The sequence below is a fragment of the Streptomyces sp. TLI_105 genome, assembly GCF_900105415.1.
Lineage (GTDB): Bacteria > Actinomycetota > Actinomycetes > Streptomycetales > Streptomycetaceae > Streptomyces.
In genome coordinates this window covers 5,262,472-5,286,063 of sequence record NZ_FNSM01000001.1, presented here as the reverse complement: position 1 = coordinate 5,286,063, position 23,592 = coordinate 5,262,472, and the positions used below count along the sequence as shown (strand labels likewise).

Genomic DNA, 23,592 nt, shown 5'->3' with positions numbered 1-23,592 from the left:
GTGCCGTGGGCGGAGGGGAAGGGGAGGTCCGTGGGGAAGGTCGAGGACGGCAGGCCGTACCAGTGGGGACGGCTGTACGCGGCGCTGCGGGCGGTGCGGGGGTTCGCGTCGGCCGGCCGGGTGACCCCGGCGACGGACCGGGAGCTGAAGGACACGACCAGCAGGCCGCGGACGGTCTTCGAGGGCTTCCTGCGGACCGCGGGCCTGGACGTGCTGGCCGCCCGCGGCCGGGGCGGGGCCGTCGCCGAGGCGGCGGCGGTGGCCTTCGCCGACGTGGCGCTGCTGATACCCCCGGAGGCCATGAGCCGCGAGAACCTCACCCCGCAGACGGAGCACTTCCGCCAGGGGTACGAGGCGCAGCTCGCCGCGTACCGGAAGGCCTGGGAGGGGCTCGTCGACTGAGCGGGCGGCCCCGCCCGGCCCCCCACGGCCGGGTGAGCGGGCGACCCCGCCCGGCCCCCCACGGACCGGGCGGGTCGCTCGCACCCGTCACAGGTGCGTCGGCTCGAACATCCTCAGGAGGGCCGGGAGGACCACCACCGACGGGCCCGGGGTGGCGAGCGCCTTCGCGAGGTCCGTCGCCAGGGTCTCCGGGGTCGTCAGGGCGGCGGGGACGCCGAAGGACTCGGACAGGGCGACGAAGTCCGGGCGGGTGAGCTCGGTGGCCGTGGCCTCGCCGAACGCGCCCGTCATGTACTCCCGCAGGATCCCGTAGCCGCCGTCGTCGACGATCAGCCAGGTCACGTCGAGGCCGTACTGCTTCGCCGTCGCCAGCTCCGCGATCGAGTACATCGCGCCGCCGTCGCCGGAGACCGCCAGGACCGGCTGGGAGGGGTCGGCGGCGGCCGCGCCGAGGGCGGCGGGGAAGCCGTAGCCGAGGCCGCCCGCGCCCTGGGCGGAGTGCATCGTGTTCGGGTGCCGCGCGTCGAAGGCCGACCACGCCCAGTACGCCAGGATCGTCATGTCCCAGAAGCTCGGGGCCCGGTCCGGGAGCGCCTCCCGGACCGCCGCGACGATCCGCTGCTCCGGGCCGAGGTCCTGGGCCGCGATCCGGTCCCGGACCTTGCCCAGGACGGCGGCGACCCGCTCGGCGGCGGCCGGGTCCGTGCGCTCCCCGACCGTCTCCAGGAGCGCCTGGAGCGCGAGGCGGGCGTCCGCGTGGATGCCGAGCGCCGGGTGGTTGGACTCCAGCTTGCCCGCGTCGGCCTCGATCTGGATCACCCGGCCGCGCGGGGCGAACGTGTGGTAGTTCGAGGACAGCTCGCCGAGGCCCGAGCCGACGACGAGGAGGACGTCGGCGTCCTCCAGGAAGTCCGTGGTGTGCCGGTCCTCCAGCCAGGACTGGAGCGACAGCGGGTGCTCCCAGGGGAAGGCGCCCTTGCCGCCGAAGGTGGTGACGACGGGGACGTCGAGCCGCTCCGCGAGCGCGAGGAGCTTGCCGGAGGCGTCGGAGCGGACGACCCCGCCGCCCGCGATGATCGCGGGCCGCTCGGCGTTCGCCAGGAGGTGCGCGGCGACCGCCGTCAGCTCGGGGCGCGGGACGACCTCCTCGGGCGTCGCGTCCATGGCGGTGACCACCGGCAGGCTCGTCTCGGCGAGGAGCACGTCCTGCGGGATCTCCACCCAGACCGGCCCGTGCGGGGCGGTGAGCGCCGACTCCCAGGCCGCCGCGATCGCGGAGGGGATCTGGGACTGCGTACGGACCGTGTGGACGGACTTCACGACGTCCCGGAAGGAGGCCTGCTGGTCGCGGAGCTCGTGGAGGTAGCCGTGCCGGCCGCCGCCGAGACCGGCCACCGGGACCTGGCTGCCGATGGCGAGGACGGGGGCGGAGGCGGCCGCCGCCTCCTGGAGCGCGGCGAGCGACATGAGCGCGCCGGGTCCGGTGGAGAGCAGCAGCGGGGCGGCCTCGCCGGTGATCCGGCCGTACGCGTCGGCGGCGAAGCCGGCGTTGTTCTCGACGCGGAGGCCGACGTACTTCAGCGTCGAGCGGCGGAGGGCGTCGAACATGCCGAGGGCGTGCTGGCCGGGGAGGCCGAAGACGGTGGTGGCGCCGAGGCCGGTGAGGGTCTCGACGACGAGGTCGCCGCCGTTCCGCCCTGCGGGCGGGTTGAGGGCGGCCTCGGTCTGGGCGACCGTGGGCCGCAGCACGAGGTCGTGGTCGTGGGTCATGGTCGTCCCTTGGCGTGGCTCGGTGGTCGGGTGCGGGCCGGTGGGTGGGCCGTGCCCACCCGTTCCGCCCCGCGGAACGCGTGCCCACAGCCCGACGGCGGCGCGGGTCGGGCACCGCCCGACCCGCGCCGCGGAGGTTACTTCGCGTCCCGCGCGGCGGCGATCTGGCGGCTCATGATCGTCGTCAGTTCGTACGCCGTGTGGGAGGCGGCGACCGCGGTGATCTCGGCGTGGTCGTAGGCCGGGGCGACCTCGACGACGTCGGCGGAGACCAGGTTGCAGGAGGAGAGGCCGCGGAGGATCTCCAGGAGCTCGCGGGAGGTCATGCCGCCGGCCTCGGGGGTGCCGGTGCCGGGGGCGTGGGCCGGGTCGAGGCAGTCGATGTCGATGGAGATGTACAGCGGGCGGTCGCCGATGCGCTGGCGCAGCTGGTCGGCGACCTCGTCGGCGCCGCGGCGGTAGACGTCGGAGGAGGTGACGATGCCGAAGCCGAGCTTCTCGTCGTCGGTGAGGTCCTGCTTGCCGTAGAGCGGGCCGCGGGTGCCGACGTGGGAGAGGGCGGAGGTGTCGAGGATGCCCTCCTCGACGGCGCGGCGGAACGGGGTGCCGTGGGTGTACTCGGCCCCGAAGTAGGTGTCCCAGGTGTCGAGGTGCGCGTCGAAGTGGAGCAGGGCGACGGGGCCGTGCTTCTTGGCGACGGAGCGGAGCAGCGGCAGGGCGATGGTGTGGTCGCCGCCGAGGGTCATCATGCGGGCGCCGGTGCCGAGGAGGTCGTCGGCGGCGGCCTCGATGGTCTCGACGGCCTCGTGGATGTTGAACGGGTTGGCGGCGATGTCGCCGGCGTCCGCGACCTGGGCGAGGGCGAAGGGGGAGGCGTCCTGCGCGGGGTTGTAGGGGCGGAGCAGGCGGGAGGCCTCGCGGATGGCGTTGCCGCCGAAGCGGGCGCCGGGGCGGTAGGAGACGCCGGTGTCGAAGGGGACGCCGACCACGGCGACGTCGGCGGTGCCGACCTCGTCGAGGCGCGGCAGACGGGCGAACGTCGCGGGACCGGCGTACCGCGGGACGCGGGACGAGTCGATCGGGCCGCGGAAGGCGTTCTGGTCGCTGCTGCTCATGGTCGGGGTCCTCCTGGGGTGTGTCTCAAGCGGGTCCGGGCGTCGGGTCTCGACGCCCGGGGTGCGGCCGCCGTCAGGCGGTCGCGGGTGCCGGTTCCGGTGATTCGGTTCCGGGCTCGGTCGTGGTGTCCTGGCCCGCGAGGCGCGCGCGCCAGTTCGCGAGCACGGTGGCGTCCGTCGGGCGGGTCGCGAGGGAAACGATCACATAAGTGGCGAGCGAGGCCAACAAACCATAGTAAACAGGCTCATTTGCCAAGATTCCGTAAGTCCACATCAGGCCAATGACGGCCAGGCCGCCGACGGTGACCGCGGCGAGCGCGCCCTGGACGGTGCCGCGGCGCCACAGCAGGCCGCCGAGGATCGGCACGAGGAGCCCGCCGACCAGCAGGTTGTAGGCGACGGTGAGGGCCTGGACGACGTCGTTGAGGGCGATGGCGACGAGGATGACGACGATGCCCATGATCAGGATGAAGAGGCGGTTGCCCTTCACCTCGTCGTGGTCGTTCTCGTCCTTCTTCGCGACGGCGCCGCGCAGGCGCGACCAGATGTCGTTGTTGGCGACGGTGGCGCAGGCGATGAGGGCGCCGGATGAGGTCGACATCACGGCGGCGAGGGCGGCGGCGAGGACGAGGCCCCGGACGCCCATCGGCAGCTCGTCCTTGACGATGGTGGCGAAGGCGTCGTCGGCGCTGGGCAGCTTCGGGTAGAGCACCTTGGCCGCCGTGCCGATGACGGCACCGGCGAGGGCGTACGCGAGACAGTAGGTGCCGGCGACGGTGCCGCCCCACTTGGCGACCTTGTCGGTGCGGGCGGTGAAGACCCGCTGCCAGATGTCCTGGCCGATCAGCATGCCGAAGGTGTAGATCAGCACGTAGGTGAAGATCGTCTCGCCGCCGATGCCGAGCGGCTCGAAGTACGAGGTGGGCAGCGCCTCCCGCATCCCCTCGAAGCCGCCGGCCTTGACGACGGCGATCGGCAGCAGCAGGAGCAGCACGCCGATGGTCTTCACCACGAACTGCACCATGTCGGTGATGGTGATGGACCACATGCCGCCGAGGGTCGAGTAGGCGACGACGATGGTGCCGCCGAGGACGATCGCGAGGGTCCGGGGCAGGTCGAAGAGGACGTCGAAGATCGTGGCGTACGCGATGGTCGAGGTGACGGCGAGCATCAGCGTGTACGCCCACATCACGACGCCCGAGATGACGCCGGCCCTGCCGCCGTAGCGCAGGTCGAGCATCTCGGAGACGGTGTAGACCTTCAGGCGCGCGATGCGCGCGGAGAAGAAGACGGAGAGGGCCAGCAGGCCGAGGCCGATGGCGAAGACCATCCAGGCGCCGGAGAGGCCGTACTTGTAGCCGAGGCCGACGCCGCCGATGGTGGAGGCGCCGCCGAGGACGATGGCGGCCATCGTCCCGGAGTACATCCAGGGCCCGAGGCGGCGGCCGGCCACCAGGAACTCGCTCTTGGACTTGGCGCGGCGCATGCCCCACCAGCCCATCGCGAGCATGCCGGCCAAGTACAGGACGATCACTGTGTAGTCGACGGCCATGGGCCCTCCTTCTCACCTCGGTGGCGTGTCGTGCGGGGGAGTGCCCAGGTGCTGATCGCGGGGACATCCGCCCGTACCCGCGGCCCTGGGATGAGACGACAGTAAGTGGCCGGAAAGCGACGTTGAAGTGTACGTTTCCTCCACTGTCCGGGCGGGGGATGTACGAAGGGCCCATGTCGATGACCCCGTCGCCCCCCTCCGAGACCGGCTCCACTCCCCCGGCGCCACCGGTGCCGCTCGCCGCGCTGCTCGCCCGCCCCGACCTGGGCCTGCGGCTGCTCGCCGGGCCCGAGGACGTTCCGCTGCACTGGGTGCACACCTCGGAGATGGCCGACCCCTATCCGTACCTGCTCGGCGGCGAGCTGCTCATGACGGCGGGCGTGCAGCTCACCGACCCGGCGCACTACGTCGCCCGGGTCGTGGAGGCGGGGGCGGCGGCGCTCGCCTTCGGGGTGACGCCGGTGTGGGACACGGTGCCGCCGGAACTCGTCGCGGCGTGCGACCGGCACGGCCTGCCGCTCGTGGAGGTCCCGCCCCGGACCCCGTTCACGGCGGTGGCGCGGGCGCTGTGGCGACTGATGGCGGAGGCCCGGCTGCACGAGCTGCGCCGGGTGACCGAGGCCCAGCAGTCCCTGGCGGCGGCGGCCGCGCGACCGGCCCCGGTCCCCGCGGTGCTGGGCGCGCTCGCCTCGCGCCTCGGCGGCCGGGCCGTGCTGTTCGGCGCGGACGGCACGGAGTCGGCGGCGGCCGGCCGGGAGGTCCCGGAGGAGGCGGCGCGGGCGCTGCGGGAGCTCGCGGGGGTGCTCGGGCCGCGCCCGGGCGGGCCGGCCTCGGCGAGCGGGGACGGCGGCGGGCTGCGGCTCGCCGCGTACGCCCTGGGCGGCGGGGACGGCCTGACCCTGGGGGTGGCGACGGAGCGGCGCGGTCCGGGCGACCACACGATCGCGGGCGTGGCGGTGGTTCTGCTCTCCCTGCTCACGGCCCCGCACCGGGGCGCGGACGTGACCGTGCGGGACGGGGCCCTGGTGCGGCTGCTGCTCGGCGCGGCCCCGGCGGAGGTCGCGGGCAGCCTGGGGCCGGACCCCTGGACGGTGGTCCACGCGCGGGGCGGCGACGGCACGCCGTTCGCGGCGGCGAGCCTGGCGGCGGCGCTGGGGACGCCGCTGGTGGACGCGGGCACGGGCACAGGCGCGGGGGCGGGAGCGGGCACAGAGGGCGGCACGGGCTCGGGGCCGGGCGCTCCCGGCCACGCGCGCCCCGGAACCGTACGGCTCCTCCTCCCCTCCTCCACCGCCGTCACCGCGCAGCAGGGCTGGACGCTCGGGGCGAGCGCCCCCGTGGCGGCCCCGGAGCTCGCGGCCGGGGACGCGCAGGCGGCGCGGGCGCTGCGCAGGGCGGAGGCCTCCAGGGCGGCGCTCGTCCGGCACCGCGCCCACGGCTTCGCCGCGCTGGTGGACCGCGACGAGGCCGCCGCGTACGCCCGCGCGCTCCTCGCGCCCCTCACCGAACCCCTCGCCGAGACGCTCCGGGTCTGGCTCTCCCTCCACGGCAGCTGGGACCGGACGGCGGTGGCCCTGGAGATCCACCGCAACACCGTCCGTCAGCGGATCGCCCGCTGCGCGGCACTGCTCGACCGGGACCTGGACGATCCGGACGTACGGATGGAGCTGTGGTTCGCGCTCCGCGTTCCCTGACCCGGACGGGCTCCCGTCACCAGAGCTTGTTCACCGCCGTCTTCGTCGTCGTGCGGAAGGCGGTCAGCGGGGCGTCCTCGAAGTCGCCCATCTGACCCCAGCGGACGAGGGTGACGGTGCGGCCGTCGCGGCCGACGGAGAAGAGGTGGATGTCGGTGATGCCGATCTGCGGGTCGGCGGTGTCCAGGCTGTAGACCCAGGCGCCCTCCTCGACGGCGAGCTTGCCGTGGTAGGCGCTGACGGCGTGCAGGCCCGGGTTCTGTCGCTCCAGCAGGGGGCCGCAGCCGGCGAGGGCCTTGCGGAGGGTGTCGACCAGCTTCACGGCGTCGGCCTCGGTGCGGGCGACGGTGGTGATCTGGACGCCGTTGGTGTCGAGCTCGGTGGTGAACTCGCGGTAGCGGGTGTTCTGTGCCGGGATCTTGTACGGGGCGCAGAGGACGCCGCCGTTCTCCGGGACGCCGGTGAAGACCTGGGTGGCGGTCCACGGCGTCGACGACGGCGGCATCTGGGAGGCGGCGAGGAAGGCGGGCTGGGCGGCGGCCTGCGCCGGGGCGGTGGCGAGGGCCGCGAGGCCCAGGGCGGTGGCGGCGGTGGCGGCGAGTGCGGTACGGAGCTTGCTCATGGTGGTGCGATCCCCCGTCGGGTCGTTCGATCAGTGCGCCACCAGCGTCGGGCCCCCGCCCGCCCCTGGGCAACGGCAACGCGCCCTCCCTCCGTCCCGGAACCATTCCACCCCCGCTGACGTGCAAGGACGTGAAGGGTGGGATGCAGGGGCGAGGGGGATGGAATGCCGAAGGACGCCGCCGTCGAGGAGTTCGCGGGGCTCGTGCGCGCACTGAAGGCGCGGGACGGGAGGAGTTACGAGGCGCTGGGCCGGCGCCTGAGCGTCAGCGCGTCCACCCTCCACCGCTACTGCTCCGGCGCGACCGTCCCGGAGGGGTTCGCTGTGGTCGACCGCCTCGCCCTGCTGTGCGGGGCGGACGAGGAGGAGCGGCGGGCCCTGGAGGTGGCCTGGACCCGCGCGGACGGCGCCCGCCGCTCTCCGGCACCGGAACTCGGCGCGGAGCCGACGCCCGGGCCCGGCCCGGAGCCGAAGCCGGCTCCGGGGCCCGCGCCGGCCCCGGAGGCGGCGCCCGAGTCCGAGCTGGAACCCGTGCACGCGCGGGTGCCGGGCCTCCCGTCCGAGCGGCGGAGGCGCCGGTGGGGGTGGGTGGGCGTGGTCGGCGGGTCGCTGGCGGTCGTGGGGGCGGTGACGCTCGGAGCCGTACTCCTGCCCGGGAAGACCCGGGAGCGGGCCGCCGAACCACCGGCGCCGCTGACGTGGACGGTCGCCTCGGACATCTGGAAGAACGGGTGCGGGCACACCTACCTCGTGGGGCGGACGCCCCCTCCCCCGCCGGAGGCGGCCGACGCGCGGAGCTGGGCGGCGGCGCAGGGGGCCGTGGACGGCGGGGAGACGCTGGTGCGGGTGTCGGTGCAGGGGAAGGGCGCGGCAGCGGTGGTGCTCCAGGCGCTGCACGTGCGGGTGGTGGAGCGGGGCGCGCCGCTGCCGTGGGCGGCGTACCGGATGGACGAGGGGTGCGGCGGGGCGGTGACGCCGCGCCGTTTCGAGGTGGACCTGGACCGGCCGCGGCCGGTGGCGCGGGCGCTGGACGGGTACGACGCCTCCGGGGAGGAGGGCCGGACCCTCCCGGCGGTCTCCTTCCCGTACGCGGTCAGCGCCGCCGAGCCGGAGGAGCTGCTGGTCTCGGCGGGGGCGGCGGGGTGCGACTGCCGCTGGTACCTGGAGCTGGAGTGGAGCTCGGAGGGGCGCCGGGGCACGGTCCGGATCGGGGACGAGGACGGCGCGCCCTTTCGCACGAGCGGGGCGAAGGGGCGGCCCGTGTACGGGTACGACTCCGTGGGGCGGGCCTGGATCACAGACGAGGAGTCTGGACAGGGTGGGTGACCGCTGGGTAACTTCGTTGACGACAGCCTGAGCAAGCGCTTAGACAACTGGCCCGCACATCGGAGGAGACGCACCGTGCGCCGTACCGTATTCAACGAGGACCACGAGGCGTTCCGGGAGACCATCCGCGCCTTCATCGAGGCCGAGGTCGTCCCCGTCTACGACGAGTGGTTCGCCGCGGGCCAGGCGCCGCGCGAGTTCTACGACAAGCTCGGCGAGCTGGGCATCTTCGGCATCAACGTCCCCGAGGAGTTCGGCGGCGCGGGCCTGGACACCCACAAGTTCGAGGCCGTCCTGTACGAGGAGACCTCGCGCGCGGGCGTCCAGTTCGGCGGCTCCGGCGTCCACGTGCTGCTCGCCCTGCCGTACATCAAGATGCTCGCCACCGACGAGCAGAAGAAGCGCTTCCTGCCGAAGTTCGTCTCCGGCGAGGAGATGTGGGCGCTCGCCATGACCGAGCCGGGCACCGGCTCCGACGTCGCGGGCATGAAGACCACCGCCAAGCTCTCCGAGGACGGCACCCACTACGTCCTCAACGGCGCCAAGACCTTCATCACCGGTGGCGTCCACGCCGACCGCGTGATCGTCTGCGCCCGCACCTCCGCCCCCTCGGCCGAGGACCGCCGCTTCGGCATCTCCCTCTTCGCGGTCGACACCAAGTCCGAGGGCTACTCCATCGGCCGCAAGCTGGACAAGCTCGGCCTGCGCACCTCCGACACCGCCGAGCTCGCCTTCGTCGACGTCAAGGTGCCCGCCGAGGACCTGCTCGGCGAGGAGGGCAAGGGCTTCTACTACCTCGGCCACAACCTGGCCTCCGAGCGCTGGGGCATCGCCTTCGGCGCCTACGCCCAGGCCAAGGCCGCCGTCCGCTTCGCCCAGCAGTACGTCACGGACCGCACGGTCTTCGGCAAGCCGGTCGCCTCCTTCCAGAACACCAAGTTCGAGCTGGCCGCCTGCCAGGCCGAGGTCGACGCCGCCGAGGCCGTCGCCGACCGCGCCCTGGAGGCCCTGGACGCGGGCGAGCTCTCCCCGGCCGAGGCCGCGAGCGCCAAGCTCTTCTGCACCGAGGTCGCGCACCGCGTCATCGACCGCTGCCTCCAGCTGCACGGCGGCTACGGCTACATGAACGAGTACCCGATCGCCCGCCTCTACGCCGACAACCGCGTCAACCGCATCTACGGCGGCACCAGCGAGATCATGAAGTCGATCATCGCCAAGTCGATGGGTCTCTGAGTGCCCGAGGCACACACCGCGCTGGACGACCTGCTCGATCTGCTCGACCTGGAGCGGATCGAGCGGGACATCTTCCGGGGGCAGTCCCGGTCCGCGCTCGTCCCCCGCGTCTTCGGCGGCCAGGTGGCCGCCCAGGCGCTGGTGGCGGCGGGCCGGACCGTGCCCGGGGACCGCCTCGCGCACTCGCTCCACGCGTACTTCCTGCGCCCCGGCGACCCGGGTGCGCCGATCGTCTACACGGTCGACCGGATCCGCGACGGACGCTCCTTCACCACCCGGCGCGTCGTGGCCGTCCAGCACGGGCAGCCGATCTTCCACCTCTCGGCGTCCTTCCAGACGTACGAGGAGGGGCTCGACCACCAGGTGGAGATGCCGCCCGCCCCGGACCCGGAGTCCCTGCCCACGCCGGCCGAGATGCTCCCCCGCCACCTCCCCCGCGAGGTCGCGGACCGGCTGATCGAGGCGCGGGCGGCGGTCGACCTGCGCTACGCAGAGGCGCCCCCGTGGGGGACGGTCGGGCAGCCGCGCGAACCGCGCTCGCAGGTCTGGTTCCGTACGAACGGCAAGCTGGCCGACGACCCGCTGCTGCACGTCGTCCTCGCCACCTACGTCTCCGACATGACCCTGCTCGACTCGGTCCTCCTCGCCCACGGGCGCGGCGGCTGGGCCGTCGGCGACGTGGTCGGGGCCTCCCTGGACCACGCCATGTGGTTCCACCGCCCCTTCCGGGCCGACGAGTGGCTCCTGTACGACCAGGAGTCGCCGACCGCGTCCGGCGGGCGCGGCCTCGGCCAGGCCCGGATCTACACCCGGGACGGGCAGCTCGCGATCTCCGTCATCCAGGAGGGTGTGGTCCGCGTCCCGCGCTGACGACCGGGCATAAGTCCGACCATGGCGGAAATCACGGCGGACAGGCCGAAGAACGGTGAGAGCACCTTCACGGTGATCGTGGCGGCGGCGGCCAATCTCGGCATCGCCGCCGCCAAGGCCGTCGCGGGCCTCATCAGCGGATCCAGCGCGATGCTCTCCGAGGCGGCCCACTCGGTGGCCGACACGGTCACCGAGGTGCTGCTCCTGGCCGCGCTCAAGCGCAGCGAGAAACCGGCGGACGAGGACCATCCGTTGGGCTATGCGGGCGAGCGGTACGTGTGGGCGCTGCTGGCCGCGGTCGCCACCTTCGTCGGCGGCGCGGTCTTCTCCGTGTACGACGGCGTCCACACCCTCACCCGCGGCGAGGACCTGGGCGATCCGGTCGTCTCGTACGTGGTGCTCGCCGTCGCCTTCGTCCTGGAGGGCTTCTCGCTGCGGACGGCGGTCCGCCAGGTCCGGGCCGAGGCGCGGCGCACCCGCACCCCCTTCATCCGCTACCTGCGGCGCACCCCGGACACGACCGTGAAGGCCGTCGTCATGGAGGACTCCGCGGCGCTGGCCGGCCTGCTGCTCGCGGCCGGCGGCCTGATCGGCGGCCAGCTCACCGGCTCGGGCGTCTGGGACGGCGTCGCCTCGATCCTCATCGGCGCGCTGCTGGTGTACGTGGCCTGGGTCCTGGGCCGCTCCAACGCGGAGCTCCTGGTCGGCCGGGCGCTCCCGCCGCGCCTGCGGGAGGCCGTGCACGAGGAGCTGCTCGCGGACGAGCACGTGATCGCGGTGGTCGACCTGACGACCCTGATCCAGGGTCCGGACGAGGCCCTGGTCGCCGCGAAGATCGACTTCCGGGACGGGTCGACGGCCGAGGAGATCGAACGGGCCTGCGACCGCGCCGAGGCGCGGCTGCGCGAGCGGATCCCGGCCGTCCGCCGGGTGTACCTGGACCCCACCTCCCGCCAGGCGCGCTGACGGGCGGGGCGGGTCAGCCCGCGAGCCCCGCCGCGTTCAGGGTGTACGCCGTCAGCGGCTCGTAGAAGCGGGGGTCCAGGACGTGGTCGTCCAGGGGGATCGCGACCTGCATCGTGCCCTCCGCCTCGCCGATGAAGAGCGCGGGGTCGTTGCAGTCGGCGTAGCCCACGGAGTCGATGCCCCGCTGGCCCGCGCGGCCCGCCCAGCCGTGGTCCGCGATCACCAGGTCCGGTCGTCCGGCCTCCCCGAGCGCGTCGAGGATCGCGTTCATCGGCTCGGGCGAGTGCGTGTGCCACAGGCTCGCACCGCGTTCGAAGACGGCGACGTCGGCGAACTGCACGACGTACCCCTCGTCGGCGACGAGCCCGCCGGGGATGCGGACGACGTCGCAGCCCTGGGCGCGCAGCGCGGCGGCGACCCGGCTGTGGACGTCGATGAGCGAGCCGGGGTGGCCGGTCGCGAAGAGGACCCGCTCGCGGCCCGCGGCGGCCTTGCGCAGCCGGGCGGCCATCCGGTCGAGGCCGTCGACGGTGAGTTCGGGGTCGATGGTGTCCTGGCCGACCCGGTGCGCCGGGTCGTCGACGACGCCGCACCGCTCGGCCATGACGGCGAGCACGTCCTGCTCGTCGGTCCAGCGGTCGCCGAGTTCGAGGCCGAGCCAGTAGTGCCGGTCACCGTTGGCGAGCTTGCGGTAGTGGGAGAGGTTGTTGTCGCGCGGGGTGGCGACGTCTCCCGCGATCCGGGTGCGGACGAGGTGCTCGACGAGGGCGGGGCGGCTGAGTATCGGCATGGGGGTCATTCTGTCCGAGCCCCGGAGGCGGAGGGCAACCCGTTCCGAGCTCTGGACCGCACGGCCCTACGCGCCCAGCGCGCCGAACGCCCCGTGCGCGAGCCTCCGCAGCAGGTCCTCCATCGGCCGGCGGCCGAGGGCCGCCAGGTGCGGGGTGGAGTTGAGCAGGCCGAAGACGGCGTGGACGGCGGTGCGGGACTCCGATTCGCCCGTGTCGGGGTAGAGCTCGCGCACGACGGCGACCCACAGCTCGACGTACTGCCGCTGGAGCTGCCGGACCCGCTTGCGGTCCTCGTCCTTGAGGCGGTCGAGCTCGCGGTCGTGGAGGGTGATCAGGGGCCGGTCGTCGAGGGCGAAGTCGATGTGCCCGTCGATGAGGGAGGCCAGGAGGGCGCGCGGGTCACCGTCCGATTCGACGGCCCGCAGACGGCCGCCGTCGAGCAGCCGCTCGCTGATGCCCACGAGGAGCTCGGCGAGCATCGCGTCCTTCCCCGGGAAGTGGCGGTAGAGGCCGGGGCCGCTGATGCCGACGGCCGCCCCTATCTCGTCCACGCCGACGCCGTGGAAGCCGCGCTCGGCGAAGAGGCGGGCGGCCTCCTTGAGGATCTGCTCGCGTCGCGTCGGGGCGTCGGTCCGAGTGGGGCTCGTGGTCATGGATTCAATTCTAGACAACCCGGTTAGCGGTCGTTAACCTGGGCGACATACGTTAACGCTCATTAACCGAGCAAGGGAGCTCGAGGGATGCAGCAGGCACCTGTGCTGACGAGCGCGGCGGATCCCGCGTCCGCGGCCTGGCAGGCCAATGAGGCGGCCCATCACGAGCTGGCGGCGACCCTGCGCGCCAAGCTCGCGGCGGCCGCCCTGGGCGGTGGTGAGAAGTCCCGGGCCCGGCACACCGCGCGCGGCAAGCTGCTGCCGCGGGACCGGGTGGACACGCTCCTCGACCCGGGCTCGCCGTTCCTGGAGCTGGCCCCGCTGGCGGCGAACGGCATGTACGGCGACCAGGCCCCGGCGGCCGGCGTCATCGCGGGCATCGGCCGGGTCTCCGGACGCGAGTGCGTGATCGTGGCGAACGACGCGACCGTCAAGGGCGGCACGTACTACCCGATGACGGTGAAGAAGCACCTGCGGGCCCAGGAGGTGGCGCTGGAGAATCGTCTCCCCTGCCTCTACCTGGTCGACTCGGGCGGCGCCTTCCTGCCGATGCAGGACGAGGTCTTCCCGGACCGGGAGCACTTCGGGCGGATCTTCTTCAACCAGGCCCGGATGTCCGGTGCCGGCATCCCGCAGATCGCGGCGGTCATGGGCTCCTGCACGGCCGGTGGCGCCTACGTGCCCGCGATGAGCGACGAGGCCGTGATCGTACGGAACCAGGGGACCATCTTCCTCGGTGGGCCGCCGCTCGTGAAGGCCGCCACCGGCGAGGTCGTCACGGCCGAGGAGCTCGGCGGCGGCGAGGTCCACTCGCGGATCTCCGGCGTCACCGACCACCTCGCCGAGGACGACGCGCACGCGCTGCGCATCGTCCGGAACATCGTGGCCACGCTGCCCGAGCGCGGCCCGCTGCCCTGGTCGGTCGAGCCGGCCGAGGAGCCGAAGGTCGACCCGTACGGGCTGTACGGGGCCGTGCCCGTCGACTCCCGCACCCCCTACGACGTGCGCGAGGTCATCGCCCGGGTCGTGGACGGCTCCCGCTTCCAGGAGTTCAAGTCCGAGTACGGGCAGACGCTGGTCACCGGCTTCGCCCGGATCCACGGCCACCCGGTCGGCATCGTCGCCAACAACGGCATCCTGTTCGCCGAGTCGGCCCAGAAGGGCGCGCACTTCATCGAGCTGTGCGACCAGCGCGGGATCCCGCTCGTCTTCCTGCAGAACATCACCGGCTTCATGGTCGGCAAGGCGTACGAGCACGGCGGCATCGCCAAGCACGGCGCCAAGATGGTCACGGCCGTGGCCACCACCCGGGTGCCGAAGCTGACGGTCGTCGTCGGCGGTTCGTACGGCGCCGGCAACTACTCGATGTGCGGCCGGGCCTACTCCCCCCGCTTCCTGTGGATGTGGCCCAACGCGAAGATCTCGGTCATGGGCGGCGAGCAGGCCGCGTCCGTCCTCGCGACCGTCAAGCGCGACCAGCTCGGCGACGGGTGGAGCGCCGAGGAGGAAGAGGCCTTCAAGGCCCCGATCCGCGAGCAGTACGAGACGCAGGGCAGCGCCTACTACGCGACCGCCCGGCTGTGGGACGACGGGGTCATCGACCCGCTGGAGACCCGGCAGGTCCTCGGCCTCGCCCTGACCGCCTGTGCCAACGCGCCCCTGGGTGACCCCCAGTTCGGCGTCTTCCGGATGTGAAGGGCCCCCAGAAGATGCAGAGCATGTTCGACACCGTCCTCGTGGCCAACCGGGGCGAGATCGCCGTCCGCGTCATCCGCACCCTGCGGGAGATGGGCGTGCGCTCGGTGGCCGTCTACAGCGACGCGGACGCCGACGCCCGGCACGTGCGGGAGGCGGACACGGCGGTACGGATCGGTCCGCCGCCGGCCGCCGAGTCGTACCTGTCCGTGCCGGCGCTGCTCGACGCGGCCCGGCGCACCGGGGCGCAGGCCGTGCACCCCGGCTACGGGTTCCTGGCGGAGAACGCCGCCTTCGCGCAGGCCTGCGCGGACGCCGGCCTCGTCTTCATCGGCCCGTCCGCCACCGCGATCTCCCTCATGGGCGACAAGATCCGTGCGAAGGAGACCGTCAAGGCGGCCGGTGTGCCGGTCGTCCCGGGCGCCGCCGATCCCGAGCTCGAGGCGGCGGCCCGCGAGCTGGGCGCGCCCGTCCTGCTCAAGCCGAGCGCGGGCGGCGGCGGCAAGGGCATGCGGCTGGTCCGCGACCTGTCGACGCTCGACGACGAGATCGCGGCGGCCCGGCGCGAGGCCCGTTCCTCCTTCGGCGACGACACGCTGCTCGTGGAGCGGTGGATCGACCGGCCCCGGCACATCGAGATCCAGGTCCTGGCGGACGCCCACGGGAACGTGATCCACCTCGGCGAGCGCGAGTGCTCGCTCCAGCGCCGCCACCAGAAGATCATCGAGGAGGCGCCGAGCGTCCTGCTCACCCCGGAGCTCCGGGCGTCGATGGGCGCGGCGGCGGTCGAGGCGGCGCGCTCCTGCGGCTATGTGGGCGCGGGCACGGTCGAGTTCATCGTGCCGGGCGGCGACCCCGCCTCGTACTACTTCATGGAGATGAACACCCGCCTCCAGGTCGAGCACCCGGTGACCGAGCTGATCACCGGCATCGACCTGGTGGAGTGGCAGCTGCGCGTCGCCTCCGGCGAGCCGCTGCCGTTCACGCAGGACGACGTCCGCCTGGACGGCTGGGCGATCGAGGCCCGGATCTGCGCGGAGGACCCCTCCCGGGGCTTCCTCCCGTCGGGCGGCACGGTCCTCGCCCTGCACGAGCCGCAGGGCAACGGCGTCCGCACGGACTCGGGTCTCGCCGAGGGCACCGAGGTCTCCTCCCTCTACGACCCGATGCTCTCCAAGGTCATCGTGCACGCCCCGGACCGCCCCACGGCCCTGCGCAGGCTGCGTGCCGCGCTCGGCGAGCTGGTCACCCTGGGCGTGCCCACGAACGCGGGCTTCCTGCGCCGCCTCCTCGCCCACCCGGACGTCGTCTCGGGCGACCTGGACACGGGCCTGGTGGAGCGGGACGCGGAGAGCCTGGTCCCGCAGGGCGTGCCGGACGAGGTGTACGCGGCGGCGGCCGCCGTACGGCTCGCGGAGCTGGCCCCGGCGCCCCGGGACGGCTGGACGGACCCGTTCGCGGTGCCGAGCGGCTGGCGCCTCGGCGGCACGGCGAAGCCGCTCGCCTTCCCGTTCCGAGTGCCGGGACTCGAACCCGCGACGGCGGAGGCCCCCACCGGGGCCCGGGTCACGGACACCACGGTGACGGTCACCGTGGACGGCATGACCCACACCTTCCACCGTGCGGACGCCTGGCTCGGCCGGGACGGGGACTCCTGGCACGTGCTCGACCACGACCCCGTCGAGGCCGCGCTCTCCGGTGCCCGGCACGGGGGTGCCGACACGCTCGCCGCGCCGATGCCCGGGACCGTGACGGTCGTGAAGGTGGCCGTCGGGGACGAGGTGGAGGCCGGGCAGAGCCTGCTCGTGGTCGAGGCGATGAAGATGGAGCACGTCATCTCCGCCCCGCACGCCGGCACCGTCACCGAGCTGGACGTCACGCCCGGCACCACCGTCGCCATGGACCAGATCCTGGCCGTGGTGACGCCCCGCGAGGAGGAGGACGCATGAGCACCGGACTGCCGATGACCGTGCCCGACCCGTCCCTGCCCACCCGGGTGCGGATCCACGAGGTCGGTGCCCGGGACGGGCTGCAGAACGAGAAGACGGCCGTCCCGACCGAGGTGAAGGCCGAGTTCGTGCGGCGGCTCGCGGCCGCCGGTCTGACGACGATCGAGGCGACGAGCTTCGTGCACCCGAAGTGGGTGCCGCAGCTCGCCGACGCGGAGGAGCTGTTCCCGCTCGTCCGTGACCTCCCGGTCCGGCTGCCCGTGCTCGTGCCGAACGAGCGCGGTCTCGACCGCGCCCTCGCGCTGGGCGCCCGTGAGGTCGCCGTGTTCGCCTCGGCGACCGAGTCCTTCGCGAAGGCCAATCTGAACCGGACCGTCGACGAGGCGCTCGCGATGTTCGCGCCGACCGTCACCCGGGCCATAGAGGCCGGGCTGAAGGTGCGCGGCTACCTCTCGATGTGCTTCGGCGACCCCTGGGAGGGTGCCGTGCCGGTCGAGCAGGTCGTCCGGGTCACCAAGGCCCTCGCCGACATGGGCTGTGACGAGCTGAGCCTCGGGGACACGATCGGCGTCGCCACGCCAGGGCACGTCCAGGCCCTGCTGACGGCCCTGACCGAGGCCGGGGTGCCCGTCTCCCGCGTCGCCGTGCACTTCCACGACACGTACGGGCAGGCGCTGTCCAACACCCTGGCCGCCCTGCGGCACGGGGTGACCACCGTCGACGCCTCCGCCGGCGGCCTCGGCGGCTGCCCGTACGCGAAGAGCGCGACCGGAAATCTCGCCACCGAGGACCTCGTGTGGATGCTCGACGGTCTCGGCATCGAGACCGGGGTCGATCTGGCCGCCCTCACCGCCACGAGCGTGTGGATGGCCGAACAGCTGGGCCGGCCCAGCCCCTCCCGTACCGTCCGCGCCCTCTCCCACAAGGAGTGACGAAAGACATGTCCCTCGACCACCGGCTCACCGAAGAGCACGAGGAACTCCGCCGTACCGTCGAGGAGTTCGCCCACGACGTCGTGGCGCCGAAGATCGGCGACTACTACGAGCGGCACGAGTTCCCGTACGAGATCGTCCGCGAGATGGGCCGCATGGGCCTGTTCGGGCTGCCGTTCCCCGAGGAGTACGGCGGCATGGGCGGCGACTACCTGGCCCTCGGGATCGCCCTGGAGGAGCTGGCCCGGGTCGACTCCTCCGTGGCCATCACCCTGGAGGCGGGCGTCTCGCTGGGCGCGATGCCGGTCTACCGCTTCGGCACGGAGGAGCAGAAGCGCGCGTGGCTGCCGAAGCTGTGCTCCGGCGAGGTCCTCGGCGCGTTCGGCCTGACCGAGCCGGGTGCCGGTTCGGACGCGGGCGGCACCCGCACCACCGCCGTCCGCGACGGCGACCACTGGGTCATCAACGGCTCGAAGTGCTTCATCACCAACTCCGGCACGGACATCACGGGTCTGGTGACGGTCACGGCGGTCACCGGCCGCAAGCCCGACGGGCGTCCGCTGATCTCCTCGATCATCGTGCCGTCCGGCACCCCGGGCTTCACGGTCGCCGCCCCGTACTCGAAGGTCGGCTGGAACGCCTCGGACACCCGTGAGCTCTCCTTCGACGACGTCCGCGTCCCGGTGGAGAACCTCCTCGGCGAGGAGGGCCGGGGGTACGCGCAGTTCCTGCGGATCCTGGACGAGGGCCGGGTCGCGATCGCGGCGCTCGCGACGGGCCTCGCGCAGGGTTGTGTGGACGAGTCGGTGAAGTACGCGCACGAGCGGCAGGCCTTCGGGCGGCCGATCGCCGAGAACCAGGCCATCCAGTTCAAGATCGCCGACATGGAGACCCGGGCGCACATGGCCCGGATCGGCTGGCGGGACGCGGCCTCGCGGCTCGTGCTGGGCGAGCCGTTCAAGAAGGAGGCGGCGATCGCGAAGCTGTACTCCTCCACGGTGGCAGTGGACAACGCCCGCGAGGCGACCCAGATCCACGGCGGCTACGGCTTCATGAACGAGTACCCGGTGGCCCGGATGTGGCGCGACTCGAAGATCCTGGAGATCGGCGAGGGCACCAGCGAGGTCCAGCGGATGCTGATCGCCCGGGAGCTGGGCCTGCCGGCCTGACCCGGAACGGACGAGAAGGGGCGCGCGGTTTCGGCCGCGCGCCCCTTCCGTGTGTCGTGCCGGCCGTGTCGCGCCGGCCGGCCGCGATCGCTCCGGCCCCCTCTCCCGATTCAGCCCGGCCCTGGCAAGCGAAGCCCCCACTGTTGATCAATATGAGGTTAGGCTAACCTACCTTCGACTTGCCCGGGCCGACCAAGAAGGTGCCCCGACCCATGACGAACACCGAGACCGCCCCCTTCCAGTTCTTCTCCCTCCAGGTCGACCGGACGCGGCGGCTCGGCCCGTCCCTGGTCCGGATCACCTTCACCGGGGACGACCTGAAGGGCTTCGCCGCCGGGGGCCGCGACCAGTCGCTCTCCCTCTTCCTGCCGCACCCCGGCCAGGACGCGCCGGTCCTGCCGCCCCTGGACGACCCGGACATGTACGCGATCCTGGGCGCCTGGCGGGCCATGCCCGACGACGTGCGGGCCGTGATGCGCTCGTACACCGTCCGCGAGCAGCGCACCGAGCCGAACGAGATCGACATCGACTTCGCCCTCCACGAGGACGGCGGCCCGGCCTGCCGCTGGGCCGGCCGCGCCGAGCCCGGCGACCGGGTGGTGGTCCTGGGCCCGGCGGTCGCCGCGAACACGGGCGTCCGCTTCCAGCTGCCCGAGGACGCCGACTCCGTACTGATCTGGGCCGACGAGACGGCCCTGCCCGCCGCCTCCGCGATCCTGGAGTGGCTGCCGGCCGAGACCCGCGCCCGGGTGTTCCTGGAAGTGCCGTACTCCGGCGACCGGATGGAGCTCGCGACCGAGGCGGACGCCACGGTCACCTGGCTCGTACGGGAGGAGGGGGCGCCGTCCGCCGTCGACGCGGTGTCCGGCACCGAGCTGCCCGGGCGGGCCCCGTACGTCTGGATCGCCGGCGAGTCGGGGGCCGTGAAGGCGCTGCGCCGCCACTTCGTGCGGGAGCGGGGGCTCGACCGCCGCCGGGTCACGTTCGTCGGCTACTGGCGCAAGGGCCTGTCCGAGGACGCCCTGCGCGAGGTGCCGGACGAGGCGGCGCAGGACGAGGCCCAGGAGGCGGCGAGCCAGGACGCGACGGCTCGGAGCCGGACGCAGGGCGCGGCCTGAGCCCACCCCCGCACCCCCCACAGGGCCAACGGCCCCCAACCCTTCCGGGTTGGGGGCCGTTGTGATGCGAAGTTAGGTTAGGCTAACCTAACTAAGACCGACCGAGTCCGCTCCCGGAAGGGCCCCACATGCGTTCCCACCTGCTCAACGACACGACGGCGGAGAGCTACCGACGCTCCGTCACCGAAGGAGTGGAGCGGGTGGCGAGGAAACTCACGACGACGCGCGGCCCGTTCACGGGCGTGACGCCCGCCGAGCTGGCCCCCGCCGTCGACGCCGTCGACCTCGACCGGCCGCTCGGCGACGCCTCCGCCGCCCTCGACGAGCTGGAGGACGTCTACCTCCGCGACGCCGTCTACTTCCACCACCCCCGCTACCTCGCGCACCTCAACTGCCCGGTGGTCATCCCCGCCGTCCTCGCCGAGGCCGTCCTCTCTGCGGTCAACTCCTCGCTCGACACCTGGGACCAGAGCGCCGGCGGCACCCTCATCGAGCGGAAGCTGATCGACTGGACCACCGGCCGGATCGGCCTCGGCCCGCTCGCCGACGGCGTCTTCACCAGCGGCGGCACCCAGTCCAACCTCCAGGCCCTGCTCCTCGCCCGCGAGGAGACCGGCACCGCCGACCTGTCGAAACTGCGGATCTTCTCCTCCGAGTGCAGCCACTTCAGCGTCCAGAAGTCGGCCCAGCTGCTCGGCCTCGGCCGCGACGCCGTCGTCTCCGTCCCGGTCGACCGGAACAAGCGGATGCAGTCCGTCGTCCTCGCCGCCGAGCTGGAGGCCTGCCGCGCCGAGGGCCTGATCCCGATGGCGATCGTCGCCACCGCCGGCACCACCGACTTCGGCTCCATCGACCCGCTCCCCGAGATCGCGAACCTGGCCGCCGAGTACGGCGCCTGGATGCACGTCGACGCCGCCTACGGCTGCGGACTGCTCGCCTCCCGGACCCGGCGCGGACTCCTGGACGGCATCGAGCGGGCCGACTCGGTCACCGTCGACTACCACAAGTCCTTCTTCCAGCCGGTGAGTTCCTCCGCCGTCCTGGTCCGCGACGGCGCCACCCTGCGCCACGCGACCTACCACGCGGACTACCTCAACCCCCGGCGGACGCAGGCCGAGCACATCCCCAACCAGGTCGACAAGTCCCTCCAGACCACCCGCCGCTTCGACGCGCTCAAGCTCTGGATGACCCTGCGCGTGATGGGCGCCGACGGCATCGGCGAGCTCTTCGACGAGGTCTGCGACCTGGCCCGCGAGGGCTTCGAGCTGCTCGCCGCCGACCCGCGCTACGACGTCGTGGTCGAGCCGCAGCTCTCCACCCTCGTCTACCGCTACGTCCCCGAGGCCGTCACCTCCCCCGACGACATCGACCGGGCCAACCTCCACGCCCGCAAGGCCCTGTTCGCCTCGGGCGAGGCCGTCGTCGCCGGCACCAAGGTCGACGGCCGCCAGTACCTCAAGTTCACCTTGCTCAACCCCGAGACCACCGCGGCCGACATCGCCGCCGTCCTCGATCTGATAGCCGGCCACGCCGAGCAGTACCTGGGAGAGAACCTTGTCCACGCCTGAGATCCACGACTTCATCGGCATCGGGCTCGGTCCGTTCAACCTCGGACTCGCCTGCCTGACCGAGCCGATCGCCGAGCTGGACGGCGTCTTCCTGGAGTCCAAGCCGGACTTCGAGTGGCACTCGGGGATGTTCCTCGACGGCGCCCACCTCCAGACCCCGTTCATGTCGGACCTGGTCACCCTCGCGGACCCGACCTCCCCGTACTCCTTCCTGAACTACCTGAAGGAGAAGGGCCGGCTCTACTCCTTCTACATCCGCGAGAACTTCTACCCGCTGCGCACCGAGTACAACGACTACTGCCGCTGGGCCGCCGGGAAGCTCACCTCGATCCGCTTCTCCACCACGGTCACCACCGTCACGTACGACGAGACCGCCGAGCTGTACGCGGTGACCACGGCCGCCGGAGAAACGTTCCGGTCGCGCCGGATCGTCCTCGGCACCGGCACCCCGCCGTACGTCCCGGAGGCCTGCCGGGACCTCGGCGGCGACCTGATCCACAACTCGCGCTACCTCCCGCACAAGGAGGAGCTCCAGAAGAAGAAGTCGATCACCCTGGTCGGCAGCGGCCAGAGCGCCGCCGAGATCTACTACGACCTCCTGAGCGAGATCGACACCCACGGCTACAAGCTGAACTGGGTAACCCGCTCCCCCCGCTTCTTCCCGCTCGAATACACCAAGCTCACCCTGGAGATGACCTCCCCGGAGTACGTGGACTACTTCCACGCGCTGCCCGAGCAGACCCGCTACCGCCTGGAGACCCAGCAGAAGGGCCTCTTCAAGGGCATCGACGGCGAGCTCGTCGACGCCGTCTTCGACCTGCTCTACCAGAAGAACCTGGACGGCCCGGTCCCCACCCGCCTGCTCACCAACTCGGCCCTGCACACGGCCGCGTACGACTCCACGACGGGCACGTACACGCTCGGCTTCCGCCAGGAGGAGCAGGAGAAGGACTTCACCGTCGAGACCGAGGGCCTGATCCTCGCCACGGGCTACAAGTACGCCGTCCCCGCCTTCCTGAAGCCGGTCGAGGACCGTCTCCGCTTCGACGGCCACGGCCGCTTCGACGTGGCCCGCAACTACGCGATCGACACCACCGGCCGGGGGATCTTCCTGCAGAACGCCGGCGTGCACACCCACTCGATCACCTCGCCCGACCTGGGCATGGGCCCGTACCGCAACGCGTACATCATCGGGGAGATGCTGGGGTCCGAGTACTACCAGGTAGAGAAGACCATCGCTTTCCAGGAGTTCGCGGTTTGACCTTGCCCGGGCCCTGCGAGGCCCAGGGTTCCCGCCATCACTGGCTGGGTTTTCCGTTTCGTCGACCGCTGCCCGCCCGGAGAGTTCCGTTGAGGTCTTCCACCGTCTCCACAGACTGTCACCGCCAGCCCGGCGGCCAGGATGTTGCGTGCCGCGTTCACGTCCCGGTCCAGGACCAGGCCACACGCGGGATTGTCACACCGAAAGGTGCGCTCGTTCAGTGCGAGATGCGCTTTCGCCGTACCGCAGGCCGAACAGAGCTTGCTGCTCGGGAGCCATCGGTCGACGACGACCAGCTCTCGCCCGTACCACTGGCACTTGTACTCCAGCAGACTGCGGAACTCCGCCCAGGACGCGTCGGAGATCGCCCGTGCGAGCGAGTGGTTCCGCACCATGTTCCGTACGGCCAGATCCTCGATCACGATCGTTTGGTTGTCACGAACGAGTCGGGTGGTCAGTCGGTGCAGGAGGTCACGCCTCCGATTGAACCGGGGGTACTTCGATCGCTTGGCGAAGAAACCGGCGAAAGCGGCCTGCTGGTGTCGCAACGCCTGTTGCAACGGAACACAGGACACTTCTCGGAGGTATGCGTACTCATCGGCCTGCTTCCACCGAGTCAGCAAGGCCGAAGTGTCTCCGTACCTCAGCCCTCGCTGCTCATCCCGCCACACACGATCGCGTTCTGCCAGGGCAAGGTTGTAGACCTTCCGGACGCAACCGAAGGTGCGCAAGAGCTGTGCTGCCTGCTCGTCGGTCGGATGGAAGCGGTACTTGAACGCCCTCTTCACCACCCCCTCTGTCATGTGCCTGAGGCTGCCTCCGAAATCCGCATGAATTCAAGCCCCGGACGCCACGGGACACATGTGCGACACGGTCCTCGTCACGTTTGTCCGCCCCTTGGTCCTC

The 23,592-nt window shown here is 72.5% G+C and carries 20 protein-coding genes; 13 read left to right on the top strand and 7 right to left on the bottom strand.

Annotated elements, in window-relative coordinates:
- Positions 1 to 30: 30 nt before the first annotated feature.
- Positions 31 to 402 (top strand): hypothetical protein, encoded by a 372-nt coding sequence (locus BLW86_RS24215; protein ID WP_093875989.1) that lies wholly within the window; start codon positions 31 to 33, stop codon positions 400 to 402.
- Positions 403 to 489: 87 nt separating this feature from the next.
- On the opposite strand, the gene BLW86_RS24210 is transcribed toward BLW86_RS24215, so the two are convergent.
- From BLW86_RS24210 to BLW86_RS24200, 3 genes are all read right to left on the bottom strand, one after another.
- The gene (locus tag BLW86_RS24210; protein ID WP_093875988.1) at positions 490 to 2,172 is read right to left on the bottom strand and encodes a thiamine pyrophosphate-binding protein; all 1,683 of its coding nucleotides are present in this window, start codon (positions 2,170 to 2,172) and stop codon (positions 490 to 492) included.
- A gap of 137 nt (positions 2,173 to 2,309) precedes the next feature.
- Positions 2,310 to 3,287 (bottom strand): agmatinase, encoded by a 978-nt coding sequence (speB, locus tag BLW86_RS24205; protein ID WP_093875987.1) that lies wholly within the window; start codon positions 3,285 to 3,287, stop codon positions 2,310 to 2,312.
- Positions 3,288 to 3,360: 73 nt separating this feature from the next.
- Positions 3,361 to 4,839, bottom strand: a complete 1,479-nt coding sequence (locus tag BLW86_RS24200) for a sodium:solute symporter family protein (protein ID WP_093875986.1) — start codon at positions 4,837 to 4,839, stop codon at positions 3,361 to 3,363.
- Positions 4,840 to 5,012: 173 nt separating this feature from the next.
- Between BLW86_RS24200 and BLW86_RS24195 the strand changes: the two genes are divergently transcribed.
- On the top strand, positions 5,013 to 6,533 hold the full coding sequence (locus tag BLW86_RS24195; RefSeq protein WP_093875985.1) for a PucR family transcriptional regulator: 1,521 nt from the start codon (positions 5,013 to 5,015) through the stop codon (positions 6,531 to 6,533).
- 16 nt (positions 6,534 to 6,549) lie between these two features.
- Here BLW86_RS24195 and BLW86_RS24190 read toward each other — a convergent pair whose 3' ends face one another.
- Positions 6,550 to 7,155 carry a hypothetical protein gene (locus BLW86_RS24190; protein WP_093875984.1) on the bottom strand — a complete coding sequence of 202 codons (606 nt, stop codon included), beginning with the start codon at positions 7,153 to 7,155 and terminating at the stop codon, positions 6,550 to 6,552.
- 165 nt (positions 7,156 to 7,320) lie between these two features.
- Here BLW86_RS24190 and BLW86_RS24185 point away from each other — a divergent pair, with 165 nt between their 5' ends.
- The 4 genes from BLW86_RS24185 (at position 7,321) to BLW86_RS24170 (ending at position 11,550) form a co-directional block, all read left to right on the top strand.
- Entirely contained in the window at positions 7,321 to 8,481 is a 1,161-nt protein-coding gene (locus BLW86_RS24185; RefSeq protein ID WP_093875983.1) for a helix-turn-helix domain-containing protein, read from the top strand.
- A 75-nt stretch (positions 8,482 to 8,556) separates the two neighbouring features.
- Complete coding sequence (locus BLW86_RS24180; RefSeq protein ID WP_093875982.1) at positions 8,557 to 9,714, top strand: acyl-CoA dehydrogenase family protein; 1,158 nt, start codon at positions 8,557 to 8,559, stop codon at positions 9,712 to 9,714.
- On the top strand, positions 9,715 to 10,584 hold the full coding sequence (locus BLW86_RS24175; protein ID WP_093875981.1) for an acyl-CoA thioesterase: 870 nt from the start codon (positions 9,715 to 9,717) through the stop codon (positions 10,582 to 10,584). It abuts the gene before it with no gap.
- Positions 10,585 to 10,605: 21 nt separating this feature from the next.
- Positions 10,606 to 11,550: a cation diffusion facilitator family transporter gene (locus BLW86_RS24170; protein ID WP_093875980.1), complete on the top strand. Its 945-nt coding sequence runs from the start codon at positions 10,606 to 10,608 to the stop codon at positions 11,548 to 11,550.
- 13 nt (positions 11,551 to 11,563) lie between these two features.
- Here the strand turns inward: BLW86_RS24170 and BLW86_RS24165 are convergent, their stop codons facing one another.
- A complete protein-coding gene (locus tag BLW86_RS24165) occupies positions 11,564 to 12,340 on the bottom strand; it encodes a phosphatase (protein ID WP_093875979.1) in 777 nt (258 codons plus the stop codon).
- A gap of 66 nt (positions 12,341 to 12,406) precedes the next feature.
- Positions 12,407 to 12,994 carry an SACE_7040 family transcriptional regulator gene (locus BLW86_RS24160; RefSeq protein ID WP_093875978.1) on the bottom strand — a complete coding sequence of 196 codons (588 nt, stop codon included), beginning with the start codon at positions 12,992 to 12,994 and terminating at the stop codon, positions 12,407 to 12,409.
- 87 nt (positions 12,995 to 13,081) lie between these two features.
- Here BLW86_RS24160 and BLW86_RS24155 point away from each other — a divergent pair, with 87 nt between their 5' ends.
- The 7 genes from BLW86_RS24155 to BLW86_RS24125 all read left to right on the top strand — a co-directional run bounded on the left by BLW86_RS24155 (position 13,082) and on the right by BLW86_RS24125 (position 22,686).
- Positions 13,082 to 14,689 carry a carboxyl transferase domain-containing protein gene (locus tag BLW86_RS24155; RefSeq protein WP_030685291.1) on the top strand — a complete coding sequence of 536 codons (1,608 nt, stop codon included), beginning with the start codon at positions 13,082 to 13,084 and terminating at the stop codon, positions 14,687 to 14,689.
- A gap of 14 nt (positions 14,690 to 14,703) precedes the next feature.
- A complete protein-coding gene (locus BLW86_RS24150; RefSeq protein WP_093878832.1) occupies positions 14,704 to 16,638 on the top strand; it encodes an acetyl/propionyl/methylcrotonyl-CoA carboxylase subunit alpha in 1,935 nt (644 codons plus the stop codon).
- Positions 16,635 to 17,570 carry a hydroxymethylglutaryl-CoA lyase gene (locus tag BLW86_RS24145; protein WP_093875977.1) on the top strand — a complete coding sequence of 312 codons (936 nt, stop codon included), beginning with the start codon at positions 16,635 to 16,637 and terminating at the stop codon, positions 17,568 to 17,570. Before BLW86_RS24150 ends, BLW86_RS24145 begins: the two co-directional genes overlap by 4 nt.
- An 8-nt stretch (positions 17,571 to 17,578) precedes the next feature.
- Positions 17,579 to 18,739: an acyl-CoA dehydrogenase family protein gene (locus tag BLW86_RS24140; RefSeq protein WP_093875976.1), complete on the top strand. Its 1,161-nt coding sequence runs from the start codon at positions 17,579 to 17,581 to the stop codon at positions 18,737 to 18,739.
- 212 nt (positions 18,740 to 18,951) lie between these two features.
- Complete coding sequence (locus BLW86_RS24135) at positions 18,952 to 19,857, top strand: siderophore-interacting protein (protein ID WP_093875975.1); 906 nt, start codon at positions 18,952 to 18,954, stop codon at positions 19,855 to 19,857.
- A 128-nt stretch (positions 19,858 to 19,985) separates the two neighbouring features.
- Entirely contained in the window at positions 19,986 to 21,425 is a 1,440-nt protein-coding gene (locus BLW86_RS24130; RefSeq protein ID WP_093875974.1) for a pyridoxal phosphate-dependent decarboxylase family protein, read from the top strand.
- Positions 21,412 to 22,686: a lysine N(6)-hydroxylase/L-ornithine N(5)-oxygenase family protein gene (locus BLW86_RS24125; protein WP_093875973.1), complete on the top strand. Its 1,275-nt coding sequence runs from the start codon at positions 21,412 to 21,414 to the stop codon at positions 22,684 to 22,686. The genes BLW86_RS24130 and BLW86_RS24125 overlap by 14 nt, the downstream gene beginning before the upstream one ends.
- Here the strand turns inward: BLW86_RS24125 and BLW86_RS24120 are convergent.
- The gene (locus tag BLW86_RS24120; protein WP_256341409.1) at positions 22,641 to 23,489 is read right to left on the bottom strand and encodes an RNA-guided endonuclease InsQ/TnpB family protein; all 849 of its coding nucleotides are present in this window, start codon (positions 23,487 to 23,489) and stop codon (positions 22,641 to 22,643) included. The genes BLW86_RS24125 and BLW86_RS24120 overlap by 46 nt on opposite strands.
- Positions 23,490 to 23,592 lie beyond the last annotated feature (103 nt).